Here is a 17,528-nt window from a genome sequence, read left to right on the forward strand (position 1 = left end):
TTCGGCAGGAGGGCGACGAGATCAGCGCTTCAGGTTCATCAACACGTCGAGAAGCTCGGTGCCGGTCTGGAACACCTTCGAATTGGCCGTGTAATCGCGCTGAGCCACGATCATGTCGGTGAGTTCCGAGGCCATATCCACGTTGGAATTTTCCAGCGCATTGGAGACGACTGTGCCAAAGCCAGCATCGCCGGCGAACCCGATCTGCAACGGACCGGAATCCAGATTGACCTGATAGGCATTGCCGGCGACCGGCGTCAGATTGTCCGGGCTGGCCACATTGGCGAGGGGGATCTTGAACAGATTGGTGGTGTTGCCATTGCCGTCCACCGCGTAGACCGTGCCGTCCTTTGAGACCTTGACGTCCGACGCCGCGCTCGGGGGGCTGCCGTTCATGGGCGCCTCCGGGCTGTAGGTCGTGTTCAGCGACGTCATCTTGCTGGTATCAAGCGTGACCGATTGCCCGTTCGGCACCGTAAAGGTGACGCTGGTGCCCGACGCAATCTGGCCGGACGTATCAAAGGTCATGGCCGTGGTGCTTACCGCCGCAGAAGTATAAGGGAACGGCGCAGTGCTCGACGCTGCATCCGCCTGATTATACATCGTCATTTCCCAAGTGCTGGACGTCGCCGGGGGACCAACGGTGGCGTCAGCTGTCTTGGTGAAATAGACGTCGAGAATGACCTCGTTGCCGAGATTGTCATAGGTCGAGATCGAAGACTTCTGCGAATAGGTTGCCGTCGCCGCATTGGCGGACGGGAGATTGGCGGCCGCAACCACGGTATCAGACGAAGGCAGATTGGCCTTGAAGGTGCCCGAGGTGGTCGGCACCGCCGCGAGAGCCACGTTCTGCAAATTAATCGGCACGAGACCGCCGGTACCGTTGACGACAACCGAGGGATCCTGCCCGCCGCTGATGTCGTAGCCCATGACCGTGTAGCCGGCGGAATTCACCAGATTGCCAGTCGAGGCATCCACGGTGAAGCTGCCGGCGCGGGTCAGCATGGTCGACCCGCTCGCATCCTGCACGACGAAGAAGCCGTCGCCCTGCACCATCAAATCGGTATTGGAGGTGGTGTTCTTGGTCGTCCCCTGCTGAGAGACCGAATACTTGATGTCGGTATTGACTGAGCCGGAATTATATTCCGAGGCACCACTCTGAACGATGAGCGACGAAAATTCCGTCGAGGCCTTCTTGTAGCCCGTGGTGCTGGAGTTCGCAATATTCTCTGAAATGGTTCCAAGCTTGTTGGACTGTGCGTTCATGCCCGACACAGAAGTGCGTAGCGCTCCATAAAGGCTCATGGAATAAACTCCTGATGATGCGGGCGCATCTCGCCCTTTTTCTGGAAACCCACCACGGCCAATTGATCAGCCCTGGCTTGTGCGAGGCTGCCGATATTCGCAGTCGTGGGTGGTGACCTAAACTCGTATAGCTTGCGCTAATTCGTTGAATGCATCGGCCGATGGGGGCGCATCTCCATACTGACGCAGCGCCTCGTAGATCTTCGGAACCAGTTGCACCGCCTGATCCAGCTCCTTGTCGCTCCCGGCCTGATAGCCGCCCATCAAGCGCAGATCGCGGGTATCTTCGAAGCGGGCGATCATGGACTTGAGCATCCGCACCAGGTCGCGCTCCTCGGGGCTCCAGACGCTGTCCGCAAGCCGCGAGATGGAGCCGAGCACGTTCACTGCCGGGAACCGGCCCTGGTCGGCAATGGCCCGATCCAGCACGATATGGCCGTCCAGCGTGCCGCGAATGGCGTCCGCCACCGGATCGTTATGGTCGTCGCCATCCACCAGGACCGAGAACACGGCGGTGATGGCGCCGGAACCTTCGGGCCCCGGCCCCGCGCGCTCCAGCAGTTTTGGCAAGGTGGAGAACACGCTGGGCGCATAACCTCGCGCCACCGCCGGCTCCCCCGCCGCCAGCGCCACATCCCGCGCCGCGTGAGCGTAGCGGGTGACGCTGTCGAGGATCAGCAGCACGGATTCGCCCAGATCACGGAAATATTCCGCCACCGCCAGCGCGGATTGGGGCGCCAGCCGGCGCATCATCGGGCTTTCGTCGCTGGTGGAGACCACCACGACGGAGCGATACCGGTTGGACGCCAGCGGGCCTTCGAGGAACTCGCGCACCTCGCGGCCACGCTCGCCCACCAAGCCTACAACCACCGTATCAAACTGCGCGCTGCGGGCTAGCATGGACAGCAAGGTGGACTTGCCGACGCCGGAACCGGCGAAGATGCCCATGCGCTGGCCCACGCACATGGGGGTGAACAGATCCACCACCCGCACGCCGGTCTTCACCGGCTTGTGGATGCGCTGGCGCGTCATGGCGGCGGGCGGTTCGGCATCCATGGGCATGCGATGCAGGCCCCGGGCCAGCGGCCCCTTGTCGTCCAGCGGGACACCCAGCGCATTGATCACCCGCCCCTTCCAGGACGGATCTGGGCTCAGCGCCAGCGTGCCGATGCGAAATGCAGTGGCGCCCATGCCCACTGGCGAGCGCTCGTCGAACGGCTTGATGGTGGCGCCGGCGTCATCCACCCGCACCACTTCGCCGATGCGCGTGCGCCCTTCGTGCTCGATGCCCACGCGCTCGCCCAGGCGCAGGTAGTTGGACAGGCCCGAGACCTTGAAATGCGTCGGCGCCACCTCGCGCACCACGCCGCCGATGCGGATCGGCGGCACGTCTTCCTGGGCCGATTCCACGGCGGCCTGCAGCCTGATCAATGCGTTCATCAGTACCCCCCGAAAGCAGAGACGGCGCCGGCGTTACCGCGGCGAGGGATCATTGCGGACCGAGGGCGCGGATCGAATCGACGCTGGTGGTTTCCTGCTCGGAAATGGCCGACGCCGCGCTTTCGAAGGCGCGCTGCACCGTGATGAGGCGCGTCATTTCCAGGATGGGATCGACATTGGATCCCTCCACATAGCCTTGACGCATCACATTGGAATTGAAGTCCTGCACCACGGTTGCCGGACGATCGGGAATCACCGCCGCATTGTCGTAGCGCGTAAGCTTTGCCGCGGCGGGAATCTCATACATGCCAATGGTCCCCACCTGGTTGATGCCCTGGGTGATGGTACCGTCGGTGCCGATCTTGATCGGCCCCAGGTCCGGATCCACCAGGATCGAAGTACCGCCCGGGTCCAGGATGGGATAGTTGTTCACCGTGGTGAGGCGACCATCCGAACTGACATGGATTCGCCCGTCGCGGGTATAAGCGGTGCCAGCCGGGGTCTGGATCGAGAGCCAGGCCTTGCCCTCAATGGCCACATCATTGGGGCTATTGGTAAAGGTCACCGCCCCGGTCTTGCGCGACGTGTAGCTCTCGCCCACCGAAGAGAAGGCCACATCCTTGGCGCCGCCGGTTTCCGCCATGACGCTCTCGAACTTGATCTCCTCGGCACGAAAGCCGGGGGTGTTCATGTTGGCCACATTGTTGGCGATGGTGCTCATCCGCTTTTCCATCGCCATCTGCGCGGAGAGCGCCACATAAAGACCGTTGGACATGTCAGTCTCCAATTCTCGCAAGGACCAGGGATGAGACAACGCCGTCTCCGGCCATCGTCGTCCGCGACGCACATCGGGCCATCGTTTGGCCGGTCGAGAGCATGGGCTGCAAAACGTATCTCCGGCGGGACTCAGGCGGCGGTGACAGCTTGAAAGCCAACGACCGCGCCCATCCATGAGGCTTGATCACAGGAAGGCCTCGCGGCCAGTCCCCATGGTGAGGCGCACACGCTCGCGCCTGAAGCTTGTCCCAGCCTGCCTACGCCGCAGTGCGAGAAGAGATTGTGCCGCGTTGTCCCGCGATCGCGTGGTGCATCGCACGGCCAGTCCAGCCTCGCGCAATCCACGCCCCCTAACACCAGAGGATCAACAGGGGGAGTACGCACAGTGAGCGTCTTGCTCGGAATTGTCCTCGGCCTTGCCGCCACCTTCGGCGGCTTCATGGCCATGGGCGGTCACCTCGATGTGGTCTGGCAACCCTTCGAATATGTGATCATCGGCGGCATCGCCTTCAGCACGTTCATCATCGCCAACCCGATGAGCGTCATCAAGGACACCGGCAAGGCGATCATGCACGCTTTGTCCGGCGTCGCCCCCAAGCGCAAGGACTTCCTGGCGCTGCTCGGACTGCTCTATGCGCTGATGCGCGAGGTGCGCTCCAAGCCGCGCAATGAGGTGGAGGCGCATATCGACGACCCGGCCAACTCAGGGCTGTTCGCGCACTTTCCGACCATTTTGAAGGACAAGGAACTGACGCAGTATATCTGCGACTACGCCCGCCTCATCATCATCGGCAACGCCAAGTCGCACGAGATCGAAGGCTTGATGGAGCAGGAAATCTCCACCATCAAGAAGCACAAGACCAAGCCGGCGGCCGCGCTCGGGACCGTCGCCGAGGCCCTGCCCGCGCTCGGCATCTGCGCTGCGGTGCTCGGCATCGTGAAAGCCATGGGCGCCATCGACCAATCGCCGGAAATCCTGGGCCATTATATCGGCTCGGCGCTGATCGGCACATTCGTCGGCATCTACTCGTCTTACGCCATCATCTCGCCGCTGGCGCACAAGGTTAAGGTGGTGCGCGAGAAGCAGTGCCAGCCGTTCATCATCGTCAAGCAGACCCTGATCGCCTTCATGAACGGCGCCCTGCCCCAGATTGCCCTGGAGCACGGCCGCAAGACCATCGGCGAAGGCGAACGCCCGACCATCGACGAAGTGGAGAGCGAGGCCATCTCGAACGTGCCGTCCTCCAATTCTCCGCCCCAGCAGCAGGCCGCGTGATCCCATGAATGCAGCGCATTCCCACCAAGACATCCGAGACATGCTGCTCGATGCGGCGGGCCTGTCCATCGACCGCTTGCCCATGCTGCACGTCATCTTCGACCGCATGGGAACCCTGTGCGCCGAAGGCCTGCGCCAACTGGCGGCCTCCCAGGCCTTCTACTCGCTTTCCAGCATCGAGACCGGCCGCATCGGCGACGTGCTGGAAATGTACGAAGGCATGGCGGTGGCGGGCATTTTCCACGTGCCCATGTGGGACAGCCACATCATCGTCGGCTTTGACCGCGATTTCGTGTTCACCATGATCGAGGCTCTGTTCGGCGCCGACGGCTCCGAGCCGCCGGTGGACGACGAGCGCTCGTTCTCCAACATCGAGCTGCGGGTCGCCCAGGCGATCTTCGAGCAGATGCAGAAGGCCCTGCACACCTCGTTCGCCCTGGTGAGCGACACACCCTTCAAGTTCGAGCGGCAGGAAACCCGCATGGACTTCGCAGTGATCGGCCGCCGCAACAATCTGGCGGTGACCGCGAAGTTCCTGCTCCAGGCGCTGAACCGCGGCGGCGAGATGTTCGTCATCATCCCGCAGGCGGCGCTCACCCCCATGCGTCAGGCCCTGGCCCGCACCACCCCGGTGGAAACCACCGGCCGGGATCCGAAATGGCAGCGCCAGATCCGCTCCGAGGTCAACCGCACGCAAGTCCAGGTTCGCGCAATCCTGGAGGAGCGACACTATCCTCTCGGCGAAATTGCCGACTTCAAGGTCGGACAGGTTCTCAAGCTTCAGGCCACACCACGCACCCTGGTCAAGCTTGAGAGTGCCGATCAGCCGCTGTTCTGGTGCCATCTCGGCCAGGCCGAAGGCTCCTACGTTCTGCGCATCGAAGATCAGATCAATCAGAGCCAGGAGTTTCTCGATGACATCCTACCCCGTTGACATGATCCTGCTGATCGCCCTGGTGATGACCACGACCTGTGTCGTGCTGGTCTACCGCAAGCTCAAGGAGCTCGAAGCGCACCAGGCCGACTACGAGCGGGTGTTGGCGGAGAGCGCTACGGCATTGATGGCCGCGCATCGCGCGGTGGCGTCTCTCAATACCGACGGCCGTGAGCTTCTGTTTTCCTTGGGCGGTAAGATCGAACAGGCCCACGAGGCCATTGCCGAAATCGATCGTCGCAATACCGCGATGCGCCGGGCACGGACCGCCCGCGACAGCGGACACAGCCTTGACCTTGGTCACGAAGGGGACATGCTGCCTTCCGGCGCGTGATCCCGACGGCCCCGAACAGACCTAACAGGAGCATCCCATGGCCCCCCGGAATCCCAGCGATCCCGAAGACATGTCCATCGCCCACGACGAGGCACTGTTTGCCAAGTCGCTCAATCCTGGCGGCGACAAGGAAGAGACCATTGGCACCGGCCGCGGGCTGGAGTCGGTCATGCGCATCCCGGTGCTGCTCCAGGTGGTTCTGGGCTCCGCCAGCATGCCGGTCGCCAATTTGATGAAGCTCGGCCGCGGCGCCATCGTGCCGCTGGACCACCGGGTCGGCGAGCCGGTGGATGTGGTGGTCAACGGCCGCATCATTGCGCGCGGCGAAGTGATGGTGGTGGAAGACGACAATTCGCGGTTCGGTGTGTCCCTCACCGAAATCGTGGGGCCTTCCGGCTCCGATCAGGGCTGACGCGGGCCTGAGCGATGGCCACGCTTCCGGGCAAGTCCCGTCCCCTGCACGGCACCGACAAGGTGGCAGCGCTTCTGATGACCATGGGTACGCCCATGGCCAACCGCATTCTCAAACATTTCGAGCCGGATGAGATCAAGCTCGTCACGCGCTCCATCGCCGAGCTGCGGCCCATGCCGACGGCGGTGGTGGAAAGCCTGATCGAGGAGTTTGCCACCAGCTTCGTCAGCGGCGCCAACCTTGTGGGGACGGCGGCGGACGTGGAGCGGCTGCTGACCGGGGTTCTGCCCCCCGATCAGATCGCCGAGATCATGAACGAGCTGCTCGGCGCGGCAAACCATTCCATCTGGGATCGCATTTCCACCGTCACGGAAAGCGTGCTGGCCACCTACATCATGAAGGAACATCCGCAGACCGCGGCGCTGATCCTCTCCAAGGTGCGCCCGTCCTGCGCCGCCAAGGTGATGAGCCATATTCCGGCGGACAAGCGCAACGGCCTGATGCGGCGCATGCTGACCTTCAAGCCCATCGTCGATGCCACCATGCAGGTGATCGAGAAGACCATCCATGAAGACTTCATGATGAACTTCTCGCGCAATGCCGGCGCCGATCCCCATGCGCGCATGGCCGACATCATCAACAAGATGGAACGCGACGACATGGAGCTGGTGCTCTCCTCGCTGGCGGCCACCCGGCCGAAATCGGCGGAGATCCTCAAGGGCCTGCTCTTCACCTTCGACGATATCGTCAAGCTCACGCCCAAGGCGCGTACGGCCCTTTTCGACCAGGTGCCGAACGACAAGCTGATCCTGGCGCTGAAGGGCACCGAGGTCGAGTTCCGCGAAACCATTCTGCAGTCGCTCGGATCACGCGTGCGGCGCATGGTGGAACAGGAACTGGGCAGCGGCGAGCCGTCCGCACAGAAGGAAGTCGCCGAAGCCCGCCGGGCGATCACCGATATGGCCCTCGACATGGCCGGACGCGGCGAGATCGAGATCAATACCGGCAATGACGACGATGCCTTCGTTCGGTAGCGGGACAGGACGCGATGTCTGAGAAGCCCGACAAGGACAGTCAAACAGAAGACGCATCGGAAAAGAAAATTTCCGATGCGGTCGAGAAGGGCAATGTGCCCTTCTCGAGAGAAACAGCGCTGTTCGCCTCACTTCTGGGCATCCTCGCGGTCCTCACGTTTTTCGTCATCAACCCCGTGCGGGTGCTCACCACCGAGTTGACCCACTTCCTCGACGATCCGGCCGGATTCAAGCTGGAAAACGCAGAGGATGCGGTCGCTTTGGCCTGGGGGGTCCTCATCATGCTCGGGCAGTTGCTGCTCCCGGCGGTGCTGGTGCTCGGCGCGGCGGGCCTTGCGGCTTCCCTGTTCCAGAATACGCCGAGACTGGTGCTGGATCGCATCCAGCCAAAGTTTTCGCGGGTCTCTCCGGTGGCGGGATGGGGTCGGATCTTCGGGACGCAGGGCCATATCGAGTTTGGCAAGTCCACGTTCAAGTTTCTCGCCATCTCGATCATTGTCGGCTTTCTGCTCTATTCCGAGCAGGGCCGGGTGATGAACGCCATGTACAGCGAGCCGCTGCTGCTGCCCTCGGTGATGCTGTCCCTGGCCACCCGTCTGGTGTCGGCAGTCTGCGTCTCCACCATCGTCCTGGTGGCCCTCGACCTGGTGTGGGCGCGTCTGAAATGGCGCACCGACCTGAAGATGAGCAAGCAGGAGGTCAAGGACGAGCACAAGCAGGCCGAAGGCGACCCCCTGGTGAAGGCCCGCATGCGGTCTCTGGCCCAGCAGCGGGCGCGCCAGCGGATGATTTCAGCGGTGCCGAAGGCGACGCTGGTGATTGCCAACCCCACCCATTACGCCATTGCACTCTATTATGATCGCCAAAAGGGCGGTGCCCCTCTGGTGGTGGCCAAGGGCGCAGATCTCATCGCGCTGAAGATTCGAGAGATTGCGGAGCGTTGCTCCATCCCGGTGATCGAAGACAAGCCGCTCGCGCGCGCCATGTATGACGCGATCGAAGTCGACCAATGGATTCCTGCGGATTTTTATAAGCCTGTCGCGAAAATATTATATTTCATCTATTCTCGGGGCTCCAATGCACCAGCAAAATAACCGCATGATTAATCGTGCAACCGTCGGCGAACTTGGTCTGATGGCCTATGAACGCGCCTTGGCGGAGTGCCTCAAGAGCTTTCTCAGCGAGCTGTTTTATACCAACGCCGGGGTCGTCATTGGTTACATCCAGGCGAACCAGGACAATAACATCCACGATCTGATGGCCTCCTCGGCCGAACTGTCCCTGCGGCCTGGGCTGCTGCGCTATGGCCAGAATGCGGTCATCGCGTCCGACTGGGGTGCGCCGCCGGTGGTGACCATCGACATGGAGCTGACCCACCCGGAGATGACGGTCTATTTCCGCATCACCTTCGAGGAGAAGGGCATCGGTGTCTCCATCGAAGGCATCGTCTGGACCCACCCCCTGGGCACCGACAGCGAGAACTTCAAGCGTTTCGGCGAGGTCCTGGCCGACTCGCGCTTGCCGGCCTGAGCGGATCCCGGTTCCCGTTCCTGTCCCGAGTCGTGCCGGACATGGATCAGGGGTAGCGAGCTTTCCCCGATCAGGCCGCGATGCCCTGTGATCGGGACCTGCGCATGCCACATGCGCGGCGCGCCGCATTGGAATCCCCGCGTCATTGCTGTCTGACCGTCCTCCACTCACCGCCCTGTGGCGCGCAAGCGTGCGGGAACCGGTGCACGCAGGGCCGAGCGGTCGCGCGCGAAGGTTCCGCAGCGCACGGCGACCTGCACCAGCCCCGTGCAAGGTTTGCCTCCTAGTTTGCATCGAGACGATCCGGGAGGCTCCTTTGGATCCATTGTATTTGTTCGACCTCGCCTCGCGCCAAGCCCAGTGGGCCTCGGTGCGTCAGGCGGCCATTACCGGTAATATCGCCAACGCCAACACCCCGGGCTTCAAGAGCATGGACGTGGAACCGTTCAGCTCCGTGCTCGACAAGACCCATCTCTCCATGGCCCGCACGACGGACGGCCATGTGGACGTGCCGCTCACTGGCGCGCGCAGCACGAAGACGCAGGGCACCGACAGCTGGGAAGTCAGTGCGTCGGGGAACTCGGTCAGCCTTGACCAGGAAATGCTCAAGGCGGCGGACGTGAACCGCACCTTCACATTGAACACGAACATCGTGCGCGCCTTCAATCGCATGATCCTCACTAGCATTAAGGGCTGATGATGATTGATCCGCTGAAGACCGCCAGCTCCATCGCCGGCAGCGGCCTCCAGGCCCAGTCGAACCGCATGCGCATCGTCTCGGAAAACCTGGCCAACATGCGCTCCACCGGCGCCACCGCCGGCTCGGACCCTTATTCGCGCAAGACGGTCCAGTTCTCCGCCGAGCTTGATCGGACGCTTGGCGCATCCAGCGTCAAGGTGAAGAGCACCGGCGTCGACAAGACCCCGTTCCTGGAAGAATACGACCCGGGTAATCCCGCCGCCGACGCCAATGGCAAGGTGAAGATGCCCAACGTGAACATGCTGGTGGAGCTTGCGGACATGCGCGAGGCGAACCGCTCCTATGAAGCCAATCTCCAGATGATCAAGCAGACCCGCTCCATGGTCGCCATGACCGTCGATCTCTTGAGGACTCAATCATGATCGAAAGCGTCTCCTCGCTCGCTTCGACGGTTCGCACGCCGCTTTCGGTCTCCGAAACCAAGATGAACGCCACCTCCTCGGTGGCCCAGCCTTTCGGTACGCAGCAGGCTGATTTTGGTGATGTCCTGGCCAAGGTCACCACCGATGCCATGAGCACGGTGCGCACCGGCGAAGCCGCCGCGATCTCCGGCATTCAGGGCAAGGCGTCCGTACAGCAGGTCGTCGAGGCGGTGATGTCCGCCGAGCAGACCTTGCAGACGGCCATGGCGGTTCGCGACAAGGTGGTTGCCGCCTACCAAGAAATCAGCCGGATGGCGATCTAGTGATCTGAAGGATAAAGCGTCATGAGAGCACTTGCTATCGCCGCCACCGGCATGAGCGCCCAGCAGACCAACGTGGAAGTGATCGCGAACAACATCGCGAACATCAACACGACCGGCTTCAAGCGCTCCCGCGCCGAATTCGCGGATCTTCTTTACCAGGCGGAACGGCCGCAGGGCGTGCCCAATCGCGATGGCGGCGAACCGGTTCCCGAAGGCGCCATGGTGGGCCTGGGCGTGCGCACGGTCGGCATCCGCAACCTCCACATTCAGGGCACGCTGACCCAGACCGGCAATTCGCTGGATCTGGCGGTCAACGGCCGCGGCATGTTCCAGATCACCACGCCGAACGGCGACACGGTCTATACCCGCGCCGGCTCGTTCAACCGCAGTTCCACCGGCCAGCTCGTGACCTCCGACGGCTATACGGTGAACCCGGCCATCACCTTCCCGCAGAACGCCACCGCCATCGTGGTGAATGAGAGCGGGCAGGTTTACGCGCAGGTCCCCAACCAGACCAACCCGACCTTGCTCGGGCAGCTGGTGCTGACCAATTTTTCCAATGAATCCGGCCTGGAGCCGCTCGGCGACAACCTCTATCGCGAGACGCTGGCCTCCGGCCAGCCGGTGAACGGCGTGGCCGGCGACGTCGGCTTCGGCAAGATCCAGCAGAACTATCTGGAAGGCTCCAACGTCGATCCGGTGAAGGAAATCACCGAACTGATCTCCGCCCAGCGCGCCTATGAAATGAATTCCAAGGTGATCCAGGCCGCCGACGAAATGGCGAGCACGGTCTCCAAGGGCATTCGCTGACGGCGCTCCGCGCTTTCCTCGCACCAGAAACGAGACCCGCCATGCGCACGATCCTCGCCGCGCTCGCCGTCCTGGCGGGCCTCGCCATTCCGCTCTCGCCGGCGGTGGCCCAGAGCATCTCGTCCCGCGTCGCCGCCGCAGAAGCAGCGGAGGCCGCGGCCGCGAAGAATGCCCCGCCGGTGCCCGCCCGCGTGGCCCAGCCGCTGCCCTCCAATGACTTCACCTTGCCGGTGCCGGTCGTCCCCATCTATGCGGGCGATATGATCACCGACTCGATGCTGGCCGATCGCGTCTTCACCGCTGCGCCCAACGACAGGGTGGCGGTGGTGACCTCCCGCCAGGCGTTGCTGGGCAAGGTCGCCAAGCGCAGCCTGCCGGCGGGCGCGCCCATCGCCATCAACGCCTTCGCCGATCCCAAGGTGGTCTCGCGCGGCTCCCTGGCACCGGTGGTGCTGCAGGAGGGTGGCCTCACCATTTCCGGCTTCGCCATGGCACTCGAGAACGGATCCGTGGGCAACATCGTGCGGCTGAAGAACACCGATAGCGGCCTCACCATCGCCGGCACCGTCCAGGCGGATGGCTCGGTCCGGGTGAGCGCGCAATGATCGCCCGCCTTCTGATCGCCGCTGCTCTGGTGCTTTGCACCGGGAATGCGATGGCACTGACCCGGATCAAGGACATTTCCAGCGTCCAGGGCGTGCGTGACAACCAGCTGATCGGCTATGGCCTGGTCATGGGCCTGCAAGGCACCGGCGACACGCTGCGCAATTCACCGTTCACCGAGCAGGCGATGCAGTCCATGCTCGACCGCATGGGCATCAACGTGCAGGGCATTCCGCTGCGCGCCCGCAATACCGCCGCGGTGATGGTCACGGCCAATCTGCCGGCATTTGCGGCCATCGGCTCGCGCATCGACATCAGCGTATCGTCCATCGGAGATGCCAGCTCGCTGAAGGGCGGCACCTTGTTGATCACCCAGTTGAACGGCTCCGACGGCCTCACCTATGCGGTGGCGCAGGGCCAGCTGGCCGTGACCGGCTTCACCATTCAGGGCCAGGCCGAAACCCTGACCCAGGGCGTGCCCACCTCCGGCCGCATCCCCAACGGGGCGCTGGTGGAGCGGCAGATTCCCGGCCAGTTGCGCGATCTCAACGAGATCATGCTCGATCTGGCGAATCCCGATTTCAAGACCGCCGCCATGATGGCGGACGCCATCAATGCCTATACGCAGGCCCGCTATGGTCGCCCGCTCGCCAAGGAGCGCGATCTGCGCACCGTCGTGGTGGCGCGCCCGTCCAATTCCAATCCCGCCCGTTTCCTCGCGGAGATCGGCGAACTGGGCATCGAGGTGGATACCCCCGCGAAAGTGGTGGTGGACCAGCGCACCGGCACCGTCGTCATCGGCAAGAATGTGCAGATCTCCACCGTGGCCGTCACCCAAGGCAGCCTGACCGTGCGGGTCACCGAGACGCCCGTGGTGTCGCAGCCGAACCCCTTCGCCAGTGGTGAGACCGTGGTTGTGCCACGCACCGACATCCAGGCGGATGAAGCCGGCGGCCACCTTGCCCTGGTGCGGGGAACCGACCTGCAGACCTTGGTCCGCGGCCTGAATCGCCTAGGGCTGAAGCCCAGCGACATCATCTCCATTCTCCAGGCGATCAAGACCTCTGGCGCACTGCAAGCCGAACTTGTGGTGCAGTGATCCCGGTGCAGGGCTTGCGCCACGACAGCGTGGCGCAAGCATCGCCCTCTAACACCAGAACATGAGATGTACGGCGGGCCTGAGGAGACAAATCGGGAAGTTTATCTTCCTTCGTCTCTGACGGATCTGCCCGTTTCGAGAATTGATTGTGCCACGCACGGTTGAATTTCGAGACAATCAAGGAAGATGCCAATGTACCCCCTGGGCATTTCAGCGGCCATGATGGCTGCGCCGGGACCGCGCCACAGTTGCGCCGGATCCCCCCTGAGCACCGCAGCGTGGCTAATGCCCGCCGGTGAGTATGGCCCTGCCTCTGCGGCCTTGATCCCATCCTTTGCCGTTTTCGCACCACACCCGCACCGGACGGAGGGTCAGTGATGTCCACACACGCGTCTCTATGGCCGTTCCTGGCCGTGTATCTCGCTGGTGCAGCCACCGGCGCCCTGGCAGCCGGGCTGATCGCCTGGACCCGGATCTCCGACCTCAGGCATGAGAACACCCTGCTGCGCGCCGGGCTCGCCGGCGCCATCCGCGCCAGCATCCAAATGCCGCCCCTGCGCGCCGCGGCGCGGGCCCTGCCCTTCGTCGCCGCCGCCGCAGCCGCCGCGGTTGGGCTGTTCGGACTGGCGAGCGAGAGCCAGGCCCAACAGCCGGCGCCCACGGTGGTGAGCCAGACGGTGGAAACGTCCCGCGACGACAATGCCCTCGCCTATTGCCGCAACATCGCCAGCGCCGCCTCCGACGCCCGCTTTGCCCGGCAGGCCCAGTCCCTGGCCGCGATGGAAAAGGAAATCGAAACCCGCATCGCCCAGTTGGAAGCCAAGCGGGCGGAATACCAGGACTGGCTGGCGCGCCGGGAAGCCTTCCTCAAGAAGGCCGACGAGGCGCTGATCGCGGTGATCTCCCAGATGCGCCCCGATGCCGCCGCAGCGCAGATCTCGGTGATGGCGGACGAAGCCGCCGCCGCCATTCTCGCCAAGCTCAACCCGCGCTCGGCGAGCGCGATCATGAACGAAATGGAACCCGCCCGCGCCGCCTCGCTCACCAACACCATGGTGGGCATCAGCCGCCGCGCACAGACGGAAGGACGCTCTTGATGAAGCCCGCGCTTCTGGCCACCGCCGCCGCCCTTCTGGTGAGCGCCTGCCAGACCAACCCCAACGACAGCCTCGCCTACGGCCCCACCTTGACCCCGGTGGGACAGGGGCTGGAATCTTCCCGCCTGCCGGTGCCGGTGCCGTTCCAGCAGCCCCGGGAGCGGACCTTCCGGTCCACCTGGGATCTGGGCACGCAGAGCATGTATCGCGACACCCGCGCCTCCAAGGTCGGCGACGTGATCCGCGTCAACATTGCCATCGACGACAAGGCGCAGTTCGACAACAACACGGATCGCTCGCGCGAGGCCAAGAGCAATCTCGGCATCGATACCTCCTTGACGCTCTCCGGTTTCGGCAGTGGCGCCAATGCCGGCGCCGGCACGGGCACCCTGGGCCTGACTGGCGATACCAGCACCAAGGGCAAGGGCAGCATCGACCGCTCGGAAAAGCTGCGCCTGTCGCTGGCGGCCGTGGTCACGGAAGTGATGCCGAACGGCAATCTGGTCATCAGCGGCTCGCAGGAGATCCTGGTGAATTACGAAGTCCGCGTGCTGAACGTGGGCGGTATCGTCAACCCGCTGGACGTGTCCTCCACCAACAACATTCCCTACGACAAGGTGGCGGAGGCCCGCATTTCCTATGGTGGCCGCGGCCGCCTGAATGACGTGCAGCAACCCGCCTGGGGCCAACGGCTGTTCGACGCCGTGGCGCCGTACTGAGCCGGCTGAAGGGGGAAACCAATGGCCGGCGCATCTGCGAACGATAAGAAAGGCGGGAAGGCTCCTCTGGAAGCCCTGCCTGGCCCGGATGGCAAGCCGACCACTGGCCCCCGGGGCGGGCTTATCCTCGCCCTCGTGGTGCTGACCCTGCTGGCCATCGCCACGGGCTCGGGACTGGGGATCCAGCTGGCATCCACGGTGGAAAAGGTCGTGACCCGCAAGGTCAAGGACGAGCCGGCGCCGAAGGTGCAACCGCTGTTCTACGCCGGCAACACCATGATGCAGGCCATGAAGCCTGTGGTGGTCAACCTCGCCTCGCCCAGCAGCACCTGGGTGCGGGTGGAAGCCGCTTTCATCTTCAAGAACGGCTCGCTGGCCAATCCCGCCCTCACCGAGGCCACCCTTCGGGAAGACCTCATGGCCTACCTGCGGACCATCACCCTCAGCCAATTGGAAGGGCCGAGCGCACTCCAGCAGTTGCGCGAGGACGTGAACGAGCGGGCGCGGGTTCGCAGCGAAGGCCGGGTCGACGAACTCATCATCGAAACACTGGTGGTCCAGTGATCGCGCGCATCCGCCGTTCCACTGTGCCGTACAGCGACCGCCTTCACTCATTCCTCGCGGGACTGGCGCCGCTGAAGCCCGTCTTGCTCGCCGTGCTTGGGCTGCTGGTCTCCGCCGGCGTGGCCATGGCGCAGACCCGCGTCCAAGGCGACACGCAACTGCCTTCGCTCGATTCCCTGCTGGGCGACAATGGTGGCGGCGCGGTGTCCGGGCGCATCATCCAGATGATCGCGGTGCTCACGGTGCTGTCGGTGGCACCGGGCCTGCTGATCATGATGACCAGCTTCACCCGCTTCGTCATCGCCCTATCGTTCCTGCGCTCGGGCCTTGGCCTGCAGAGCACCCCGGCAAACCTGGTATTGATCAGCCTGTCGCTATTCCTGACCTTCTATGTCATGGGCCCGACGTTCGACAAAGCCTGGAACGAAGGCGTGCGGCCTCTCACGGAGCGCACGATCACCGAAGAGGAAGCCTTCGCCAAGATCAGCGAACCGTTCCGCGAGTTCATGCTGTCCCAGGTGCGACCGAAGGATCTTCGCCTGTTCGCGGATATCGCGAGCGCCACCGGCCGCCCGTCGAAGTTCGATCCGGCCGAAGCCCCGCCCCCCGGCGCGGCACCTTTGAGCCAGGACAGTGCCAATGATCACCCCGAGCGCAAGATTGAGCTGCGCATCCTGATCCCGGCCTTCATGATCTCCGAACTGCGGCGCGGCTTCGAGATCGGCTTCCTGATCATCCTGCCGTTCCTGATCATCGACATGATCGTCGCCACCCTGGTGATGTCCATGGGCATGATGATGATGTCGCCCGCCGTGCTGTCGCTGCCGTTCAAGATCCTGTTCTTCGTCCTGATCGACGGCTGGAACATCCTCATCGGCGGGCTGGTACGCTCCTATTTCTGAACCGCGCCGTGGCACATGCTTCGCGCCTGGACAACGCCCGTTGTCCACAGCACCGACCTGGCACGCGCGGAACGTGTGAAAAAAGACGACAAATTCGAAATATTTGCAACGCTGGCGCAAGGCTTGGTGTATAAGTTCAGGCCATGGCAGATTGAGTGCTTAAGACAGCATCGCCCGTCCCAGAGACGGCCAATCAAAGGCATGATGCCGCGCTGCCATACCGGTGAAAGCCCGGAATGTCCCCAAAAAAATCAGTATTCTCAATGAACTGAGGGACATACGACCATGACCAGCATGATCACCAACAATTCCGCAACGGTTGCTCTGCAGACCCTGCGGTCGATCAACTCCAACCTCGACGTCACCAACAACCGTGTCTCCACCGGCAAGAAGATCAACTCTGCCGCTGACGGCGCCGCTTATTGGTCGATCGCCACCACCCTGACCTCCGACAACGGTGCGCTCGGCGCGGTGAAGGATGCCATCTCGCTGGACAAGGCCTCGGTCGACACCAGCACCGCCGGCATCAAGCAGATCTCGGACGCGCTCCAGACCATCAAGAACGCTCTGACCAGCGCCAACTCGTCCACTGCCGACCGCGCGTCGCTGCAGAAGGACATTGCGTCCGCCATCACCAACATCTCCTCGGCCGCCACCAGCTCCGTGATGAACGGCTCGAACTGGCTGTCCGTGGACTCCAGCGCGACGGGCTACAACGCCAGCAAGAACCTGCTGTCGTCCTTCTCCCGTACCGCCGGCGCCGTGACCGTGGGCACCACCGCCCTCGATACCAGCACCTTCACCGTCTATGACGCCAAGACCACTGGCACCTCCACCGGCACCAGCTCCAGCCTCGACGTCGCCGTCACCAAGGTGGCCACGACTGCGAACACCTCCGGTGGCGCGACCGTGACCGTGGATACCGCGGCCGGCAGCCTGAAGGGCTTCATGGACACCAAGTACGTGATCGGTGGCACCGCCACTGCCACGACTCAGGCCATCAAGGACTTCGACATCTCTGCTCTGACGAACACGGCTGCCGATCTCGCCAAGATCCAGGCCTATTCCAAGATCATCGATGCCACCATGCAGGGCCTCCAGACCGGTTCGACCGCCCTCGGCACCACGTCGACCCGCCTGACCTCGCAGCAGAACTTCGCTCAGACCCTCATGGACATCAACACCTCGTCCGTGGGTTCGCTGATCGATGCGAACATGGAAGAAGAGTCCACCAAGCTGAAGGCCCT

21 protein-coding genes are annotated in these 17,528 nt (G+C 63.4%); 18 read left to right on the top strand and 3 right to left on the bottom strand.

Annotated elements, in window-relative coordinates:
* Positions 1-21: 21 nt before the first annotated feature.
* The 3 genes from AAG816_RS24165 to flgF form a co-directional block, all read right to left on the bottom strand.
* Positions 22-1,305, bottom strand: a complete 1,284-nt coding sequence (locus AAG816_RS24165) for a flagellar hook protein FlgE (protein WP_341992258.1) — start codon at positions 1,303-1,305, stop codon at positions 22-24.
* A gap of 117 nt (positions 1,306-1,422) precedes the next feature.
* The gene (gene fliI, locus AAG816_RS24170; RefSeq protein ID WP_341992259.1) at positions 1,423-2,745 is read right to left on the bottom strand and encodes a flagellar protein export ATPase FliI; all 1,323 of its coding nucleotides are present in this window, start codon (positions 2,743-2,745) and stop codon (positions 1,423-1,425) included.
* A 49-nt stretch (positions 2,746-2,794) separates the two neighbouring features.
* Positions 2,795-3,520 carry a flagellar basal-body rod protein FlgF gene (gene flgF, locus AAG816_RS24175; RefSeq protein ID WP_341992260.1) on the bottom strand — a complete coding sequence of 242 codons (726 nt, stop codon included), beginning with the start codon at positions 3,518-3,520 and terminating at the stop codon, positions 2,795-2,797.
* Positions 3,521-3,907: 387 nt separating this feature from the next.
* Here flgF and motA point away from each other — a divergent pair, with 387 nt between their 5' ends.
* The 18 genes from motA to AAG816_RS24265 form a co-directional block, all read left to right on the top strand.
* Entirely contained in the window at positions 3,908-4,798 is an 891-nt protein-coding gene (gene motA, locus AAG816_RS24180) for a flagellar motor stator protein MotA (protein ID WP_341992261.1), read from the top strand.
* 4 nt (positions 4,799-4,802) lie between these two features.
* Positions 4,803-5,732: a FliM/FliN family flagellar motor switch protein gene (locus AAG816_RS24185; RefSeq protein ID WP_341992262.1), complete on the top strand. Its 930-nt coding sequence runs from the start codon at positions 4,803-4,805 to the stop codon at positions 5,730-5,732.
* Positions 5,713-6,066 (top strand): hypothetical protein, encoded by a 354-nt coding sequence (locus tag AAG816_RS24190; RefSeq protein WP_341992263.1) that lies wholly within the window; start codon positions 5,713-5,715, stop codon positions 6,064-6,066. The genes AAG816_RS24185 and AAG816_RS24190 overlap by 20 nt, the downstream gene beginning before the upstream one ends.
* A 70-nt stretch (positions 6,067-6,136) precedes the next feature.
* Complete coding sequence (gene fliN / locus AAG816_RS24195; protein ID WP_341992277.1) at positions 6,137-6,478, top strand: flagellar motor switch protein FliN; 342 nt, start codon at positions 6,137-6,139, stop codon at positions 6,476-6,478.
* A 14-nt stretch (positions 6,479-6,492) separates the two neighbouring features.
* Positions 6,493-7,512 (top strand): flagellar motor switch protein FliG, encoded by a 1,020-nt coding sequence (locus tag AAG816_RS24200; RefSeq protein ID WP_341992264.1) that lies wholly within the window; start codon positions 6,493-6,495, stop codon positions 7,510-7,512.
* 14 nt (positions 7,513-7,526) lie between these two features.
* Positions 7,527-8,606 carry a flagellar biosynthesis protein FlhB gene (gene flhB, locus AAG816_RS24205; RefSeq protein WP_341992265.1) on the top strand — a complete coding sequence of 360 codons (1,080 nt, stop codon included), beginning with the start codon at positions 7,527-7,529 and terminating at the stop codon, positions 8,604-8,606.
* 4 nt (positions 8,607-8,610) lie between these two features.
* The gene (locus AAG816_RS24210; RefSeq protein WP_341992266.1) at positions 8,611-9,042 is read left to right on the top strand and encodes a hypothetical protein; all 432 of its coding nucleotides are present in this window, start codon (positions 8,611-8,613) and stop codon (positions 9,040-9,042) included.
* A 316-nt stretch (positions 9,043-9,358) separates the two neighbouring features.
* Positions 9,359-9,739: a flagellar basal body rod protein FlgB gene (gene flgB, locus AAG816_RS24215; protein ID WP_341992267.1), complete on the top strand. Its 381-nt coding sequence runs from the start codon at positions 9,359-9,361 to the stop codon at positions 9,737-9,739.
* 5 nt (positions 9,740-9,744) lie between these two features.
* Complete coding sequence (gene flgC / locus AAG816_RS24220) at positions 9,745-10,164, top strand: flagellar basal body rod protein FlgC (RefSeq protein ID WP_341992278.1); 420 nt, start codon at positions 9,745-9,747, stop codon at positions 10,162-10,164.
* Positions 10,161-10,487 (top strand): flagellar hook-basal body complex protein FliE, encoded by a 327-nt coding sequence (locus AAG816_RS24225; protein ID WP_341992268.1) that lies wholly within the window; start codon positions 10,161-10,163, stop codon positions 10,485-10,487. Before flgC ends, AAG816_RS24225 begins: the two co-directional genes overlap by 4 nt.
* 21 nt (positions 10,488-10,508) lie before the next feature.
* On the top strand, positions 10,509-11,297 hold the full coding sequence (flgG, locus tag AAG816_RS24230) for a flagellar basal-body rod protein FlgG (RefSeq protein WP_341992269.1): 789 nt from the start codon (positions 10,509-10,511) through the stop codon (positions 11,295-11,297).
* A 41-nt stretch (positions 11,298-11,338) separates the two neighbouring features.
* Entirely contained in the window at positions 11,339-11,902 is a 564-nt protein-coding gene (flgA, locus tag AAG816_RS24235) for a flagellar basal body P-ring formation chaperone FlgA (protein ID WP_341992270.1), read from the top strand.
* Positions 11,899-12,999 (top strand): flagellar basal body P-ring protein FlgI, encoded by a 1,101-nt coding sequence (gene flgI / locus AAG816_RS24240; RefSeq protein WP_341992271.1) that lies wholly within the window; start codon positions 11,899-11,901, stop codon positions 12,997-12,999. The genes flgA and flgI overlap by 4 nt, the downstream gene beginning before the upstream one ends.
* 377 nt (positions 13,000-13,376) lie before the next feature.
* Positions 13,377-14,096 (top strand): MotE family protein, encoded by a 720-nt coding sequence (locus AAG816_RS24245; RefSeq protein WP_341992272.1) that lies wholly within the window; start codon positions 13,377-13,379, stop codon positions 14,094-14,096.
* A complete protein-coding gene (locus AAG816_RS24250; RefSeq protein ID WP_341992274.1) occupies positions 14,096-14,815 on the top strand; it encodes a flagellar basal body L-ring protein FlgH in 720 nt (239 codons plus the stop codon). The genes AAG816_RS24245 and AAG816_RS24250 overlap by 1 nt, the downstream gene beginning before the upstream one ends.
* 21 nt (positions 14,816-14,836) lie before the next feature.
* A complete protein-coding gene (locus AAG816_RS24255; RefSeq protein WP_341992275.1) occupies positions 14,837-15,379 on the top strand; it encodes a flagellar basal body-associated FliL family protein in 543 nt (180 codons plus the stop codon).
* Positions 15,380-15,504: 125 nt separating this feature from the next.
* Positions 15,505-16,281, top strand: coding sequence for a flagellar biosynthetic protein FliP (locus tag AAG816_RS24260; RefSeq protein WP_341992279.1), 777 nt, complete (start codon positions 15,505-15,507; stop codon positions 16,279-16,281).
* 285 nt (positions 16,282-16,566) lie between these two features.
* A partial coding sequence (locus AAG816_RS24265; protein ID WP_341992276.1) for a flagellin occupies positions 16,567-17,528 on the top strand: 962 nt, incomplete at its 3' end.

Origin of the sequence: Azorhizobium sp. AG788 (genome assembly GCF_943371865.1) — a bacterium.
In the GTDB taxonomy this organism is placed as follows: domain Bacteria; phylum Pseudomonadota; class Alphaproteobacteria; order Rhizobiales; family Xanthobacteraceae; genus Azorhizobium.

Excerpts from the sequence above, each read along its gene's own strand:
- flgG (WP_341992269.1), top strand. The coding sequence starts at position 10,509 with ATGAGAGCACTTGCTATCGCCGCCACCGGCATGAGCGCCCAGCAGACC.
- flgA (WP_341992270.1), top strand. The coding sequence starts at position 11,339 with ATGCGCACGATCCTCGCCGCGCTCGCCGTCCTGGCGGGCCTCGCCATT.
- fliI (WP_341992259.1), bottom strand. The coding sequence starts at position 2,745 with ATGAACGCATTGATCAGGCTGCAGGCCGCCGTGGAATCGGCCCAGGAA.
- AAG816_RS24185 (WP_341992262.1), top strand. The coding sequence starts at position 4,803 with ATGAATGCAGCGCATTCCCACCAAGACATCCGAGACATGCTGCTCGAT.
- AAG816_RS24190 (WP_341992263.1), top strand. The coding sequence starts at position 5,713 with ATGACATCCTACCCCGTTGACATGATCCTGCTGATCGCCCTGGTGATG.
- fliN (WP_341992277.1), top strand. The coding sequence starts at position 6,137 with ATGTCCATCGCCCACGACGAGGCACTGTTTGCCAAGTCGCTCAATCCT.
- AAG816_RS24165 (WP_341992258.1), bottom strand. The coding sequence starts at position 1,305 with ATGAGCCTTTATGGAGCGCTACGCACTTCTGTGTCGGGCATGAACGCA.
- flgF (WP_341992260.1), bottom strand. The coding sequence starts at position 3,520 with ATGTCCAACGGTCTTTATGTGGCGCTCTCCGCGCAGATGGCGATGGAA.
- AAG816_RS24255 (WP_341992275.1), top strand. The coding sequence starts at position 14,837 with ATGGCCGGCGCATCTGCGAACGATAAGAAAGGCGGGAAGGCTCCTCTG.
- AAG816_RS24260 (WP_341992279.1), top strand. The coding sequence starts at position 15,505 with ATGGCGCAGACCCGCGTCCAAGGCGACACGCAACTGCCTTCGCTCGAT.
- AAG816_RS24250 (WP_341992274.1), top strand. The coding sequence starts at position 14,096 with ATGAAGCCCGCGCTTCTGGCCACCGCCGCCGCCCTTCTGGTGAGCGCC.
- AAG816_RS24210 (WP_341992266.1), top strand. The coding sequence starts at position 8,611 with ATGATTAATCGTGCAACCGTCGGCGAACTTGGTCTGATGGCCTATGAA.
- AAG816_RS24225 (WP_341992268.1), top strand. The coding sequence starts at position 10,161 with ATGATCGAAAGCGTCTCCTCGCTCGCTTCGACGGTTCGCACGCCGCTT.
- flhB (WP_341992265.1), top strand. The coding sequence starts at position 7,527 with ATGTCTGAGAAGCCCGACAAGGACAGTCAAACAGAAGACGCATCGGAA.
- AAG816_RS24245 (WP_341992272.1), top strand. The coding sequence starts at position 13,377 with ATGTCCACACACGCGTCTCTATGGCCGTTCCTGGCCGTGTATCTCGCT.
- flgI (WP_341992271.1), top strand. The coding sequence starts at position 11,899 with ATGATCGCCCGCCTTCTGATCGCCGCTGCTCTGGTGCTTTGCACCGGG.
- AAG816_RS24200 (WP_341992264.1), top strand. The coding sequence starts at position 6,493 with ATGGCCACGCTTCCGGGCAAGTCCCGTCCCCTGCACGGCACCGACAAG.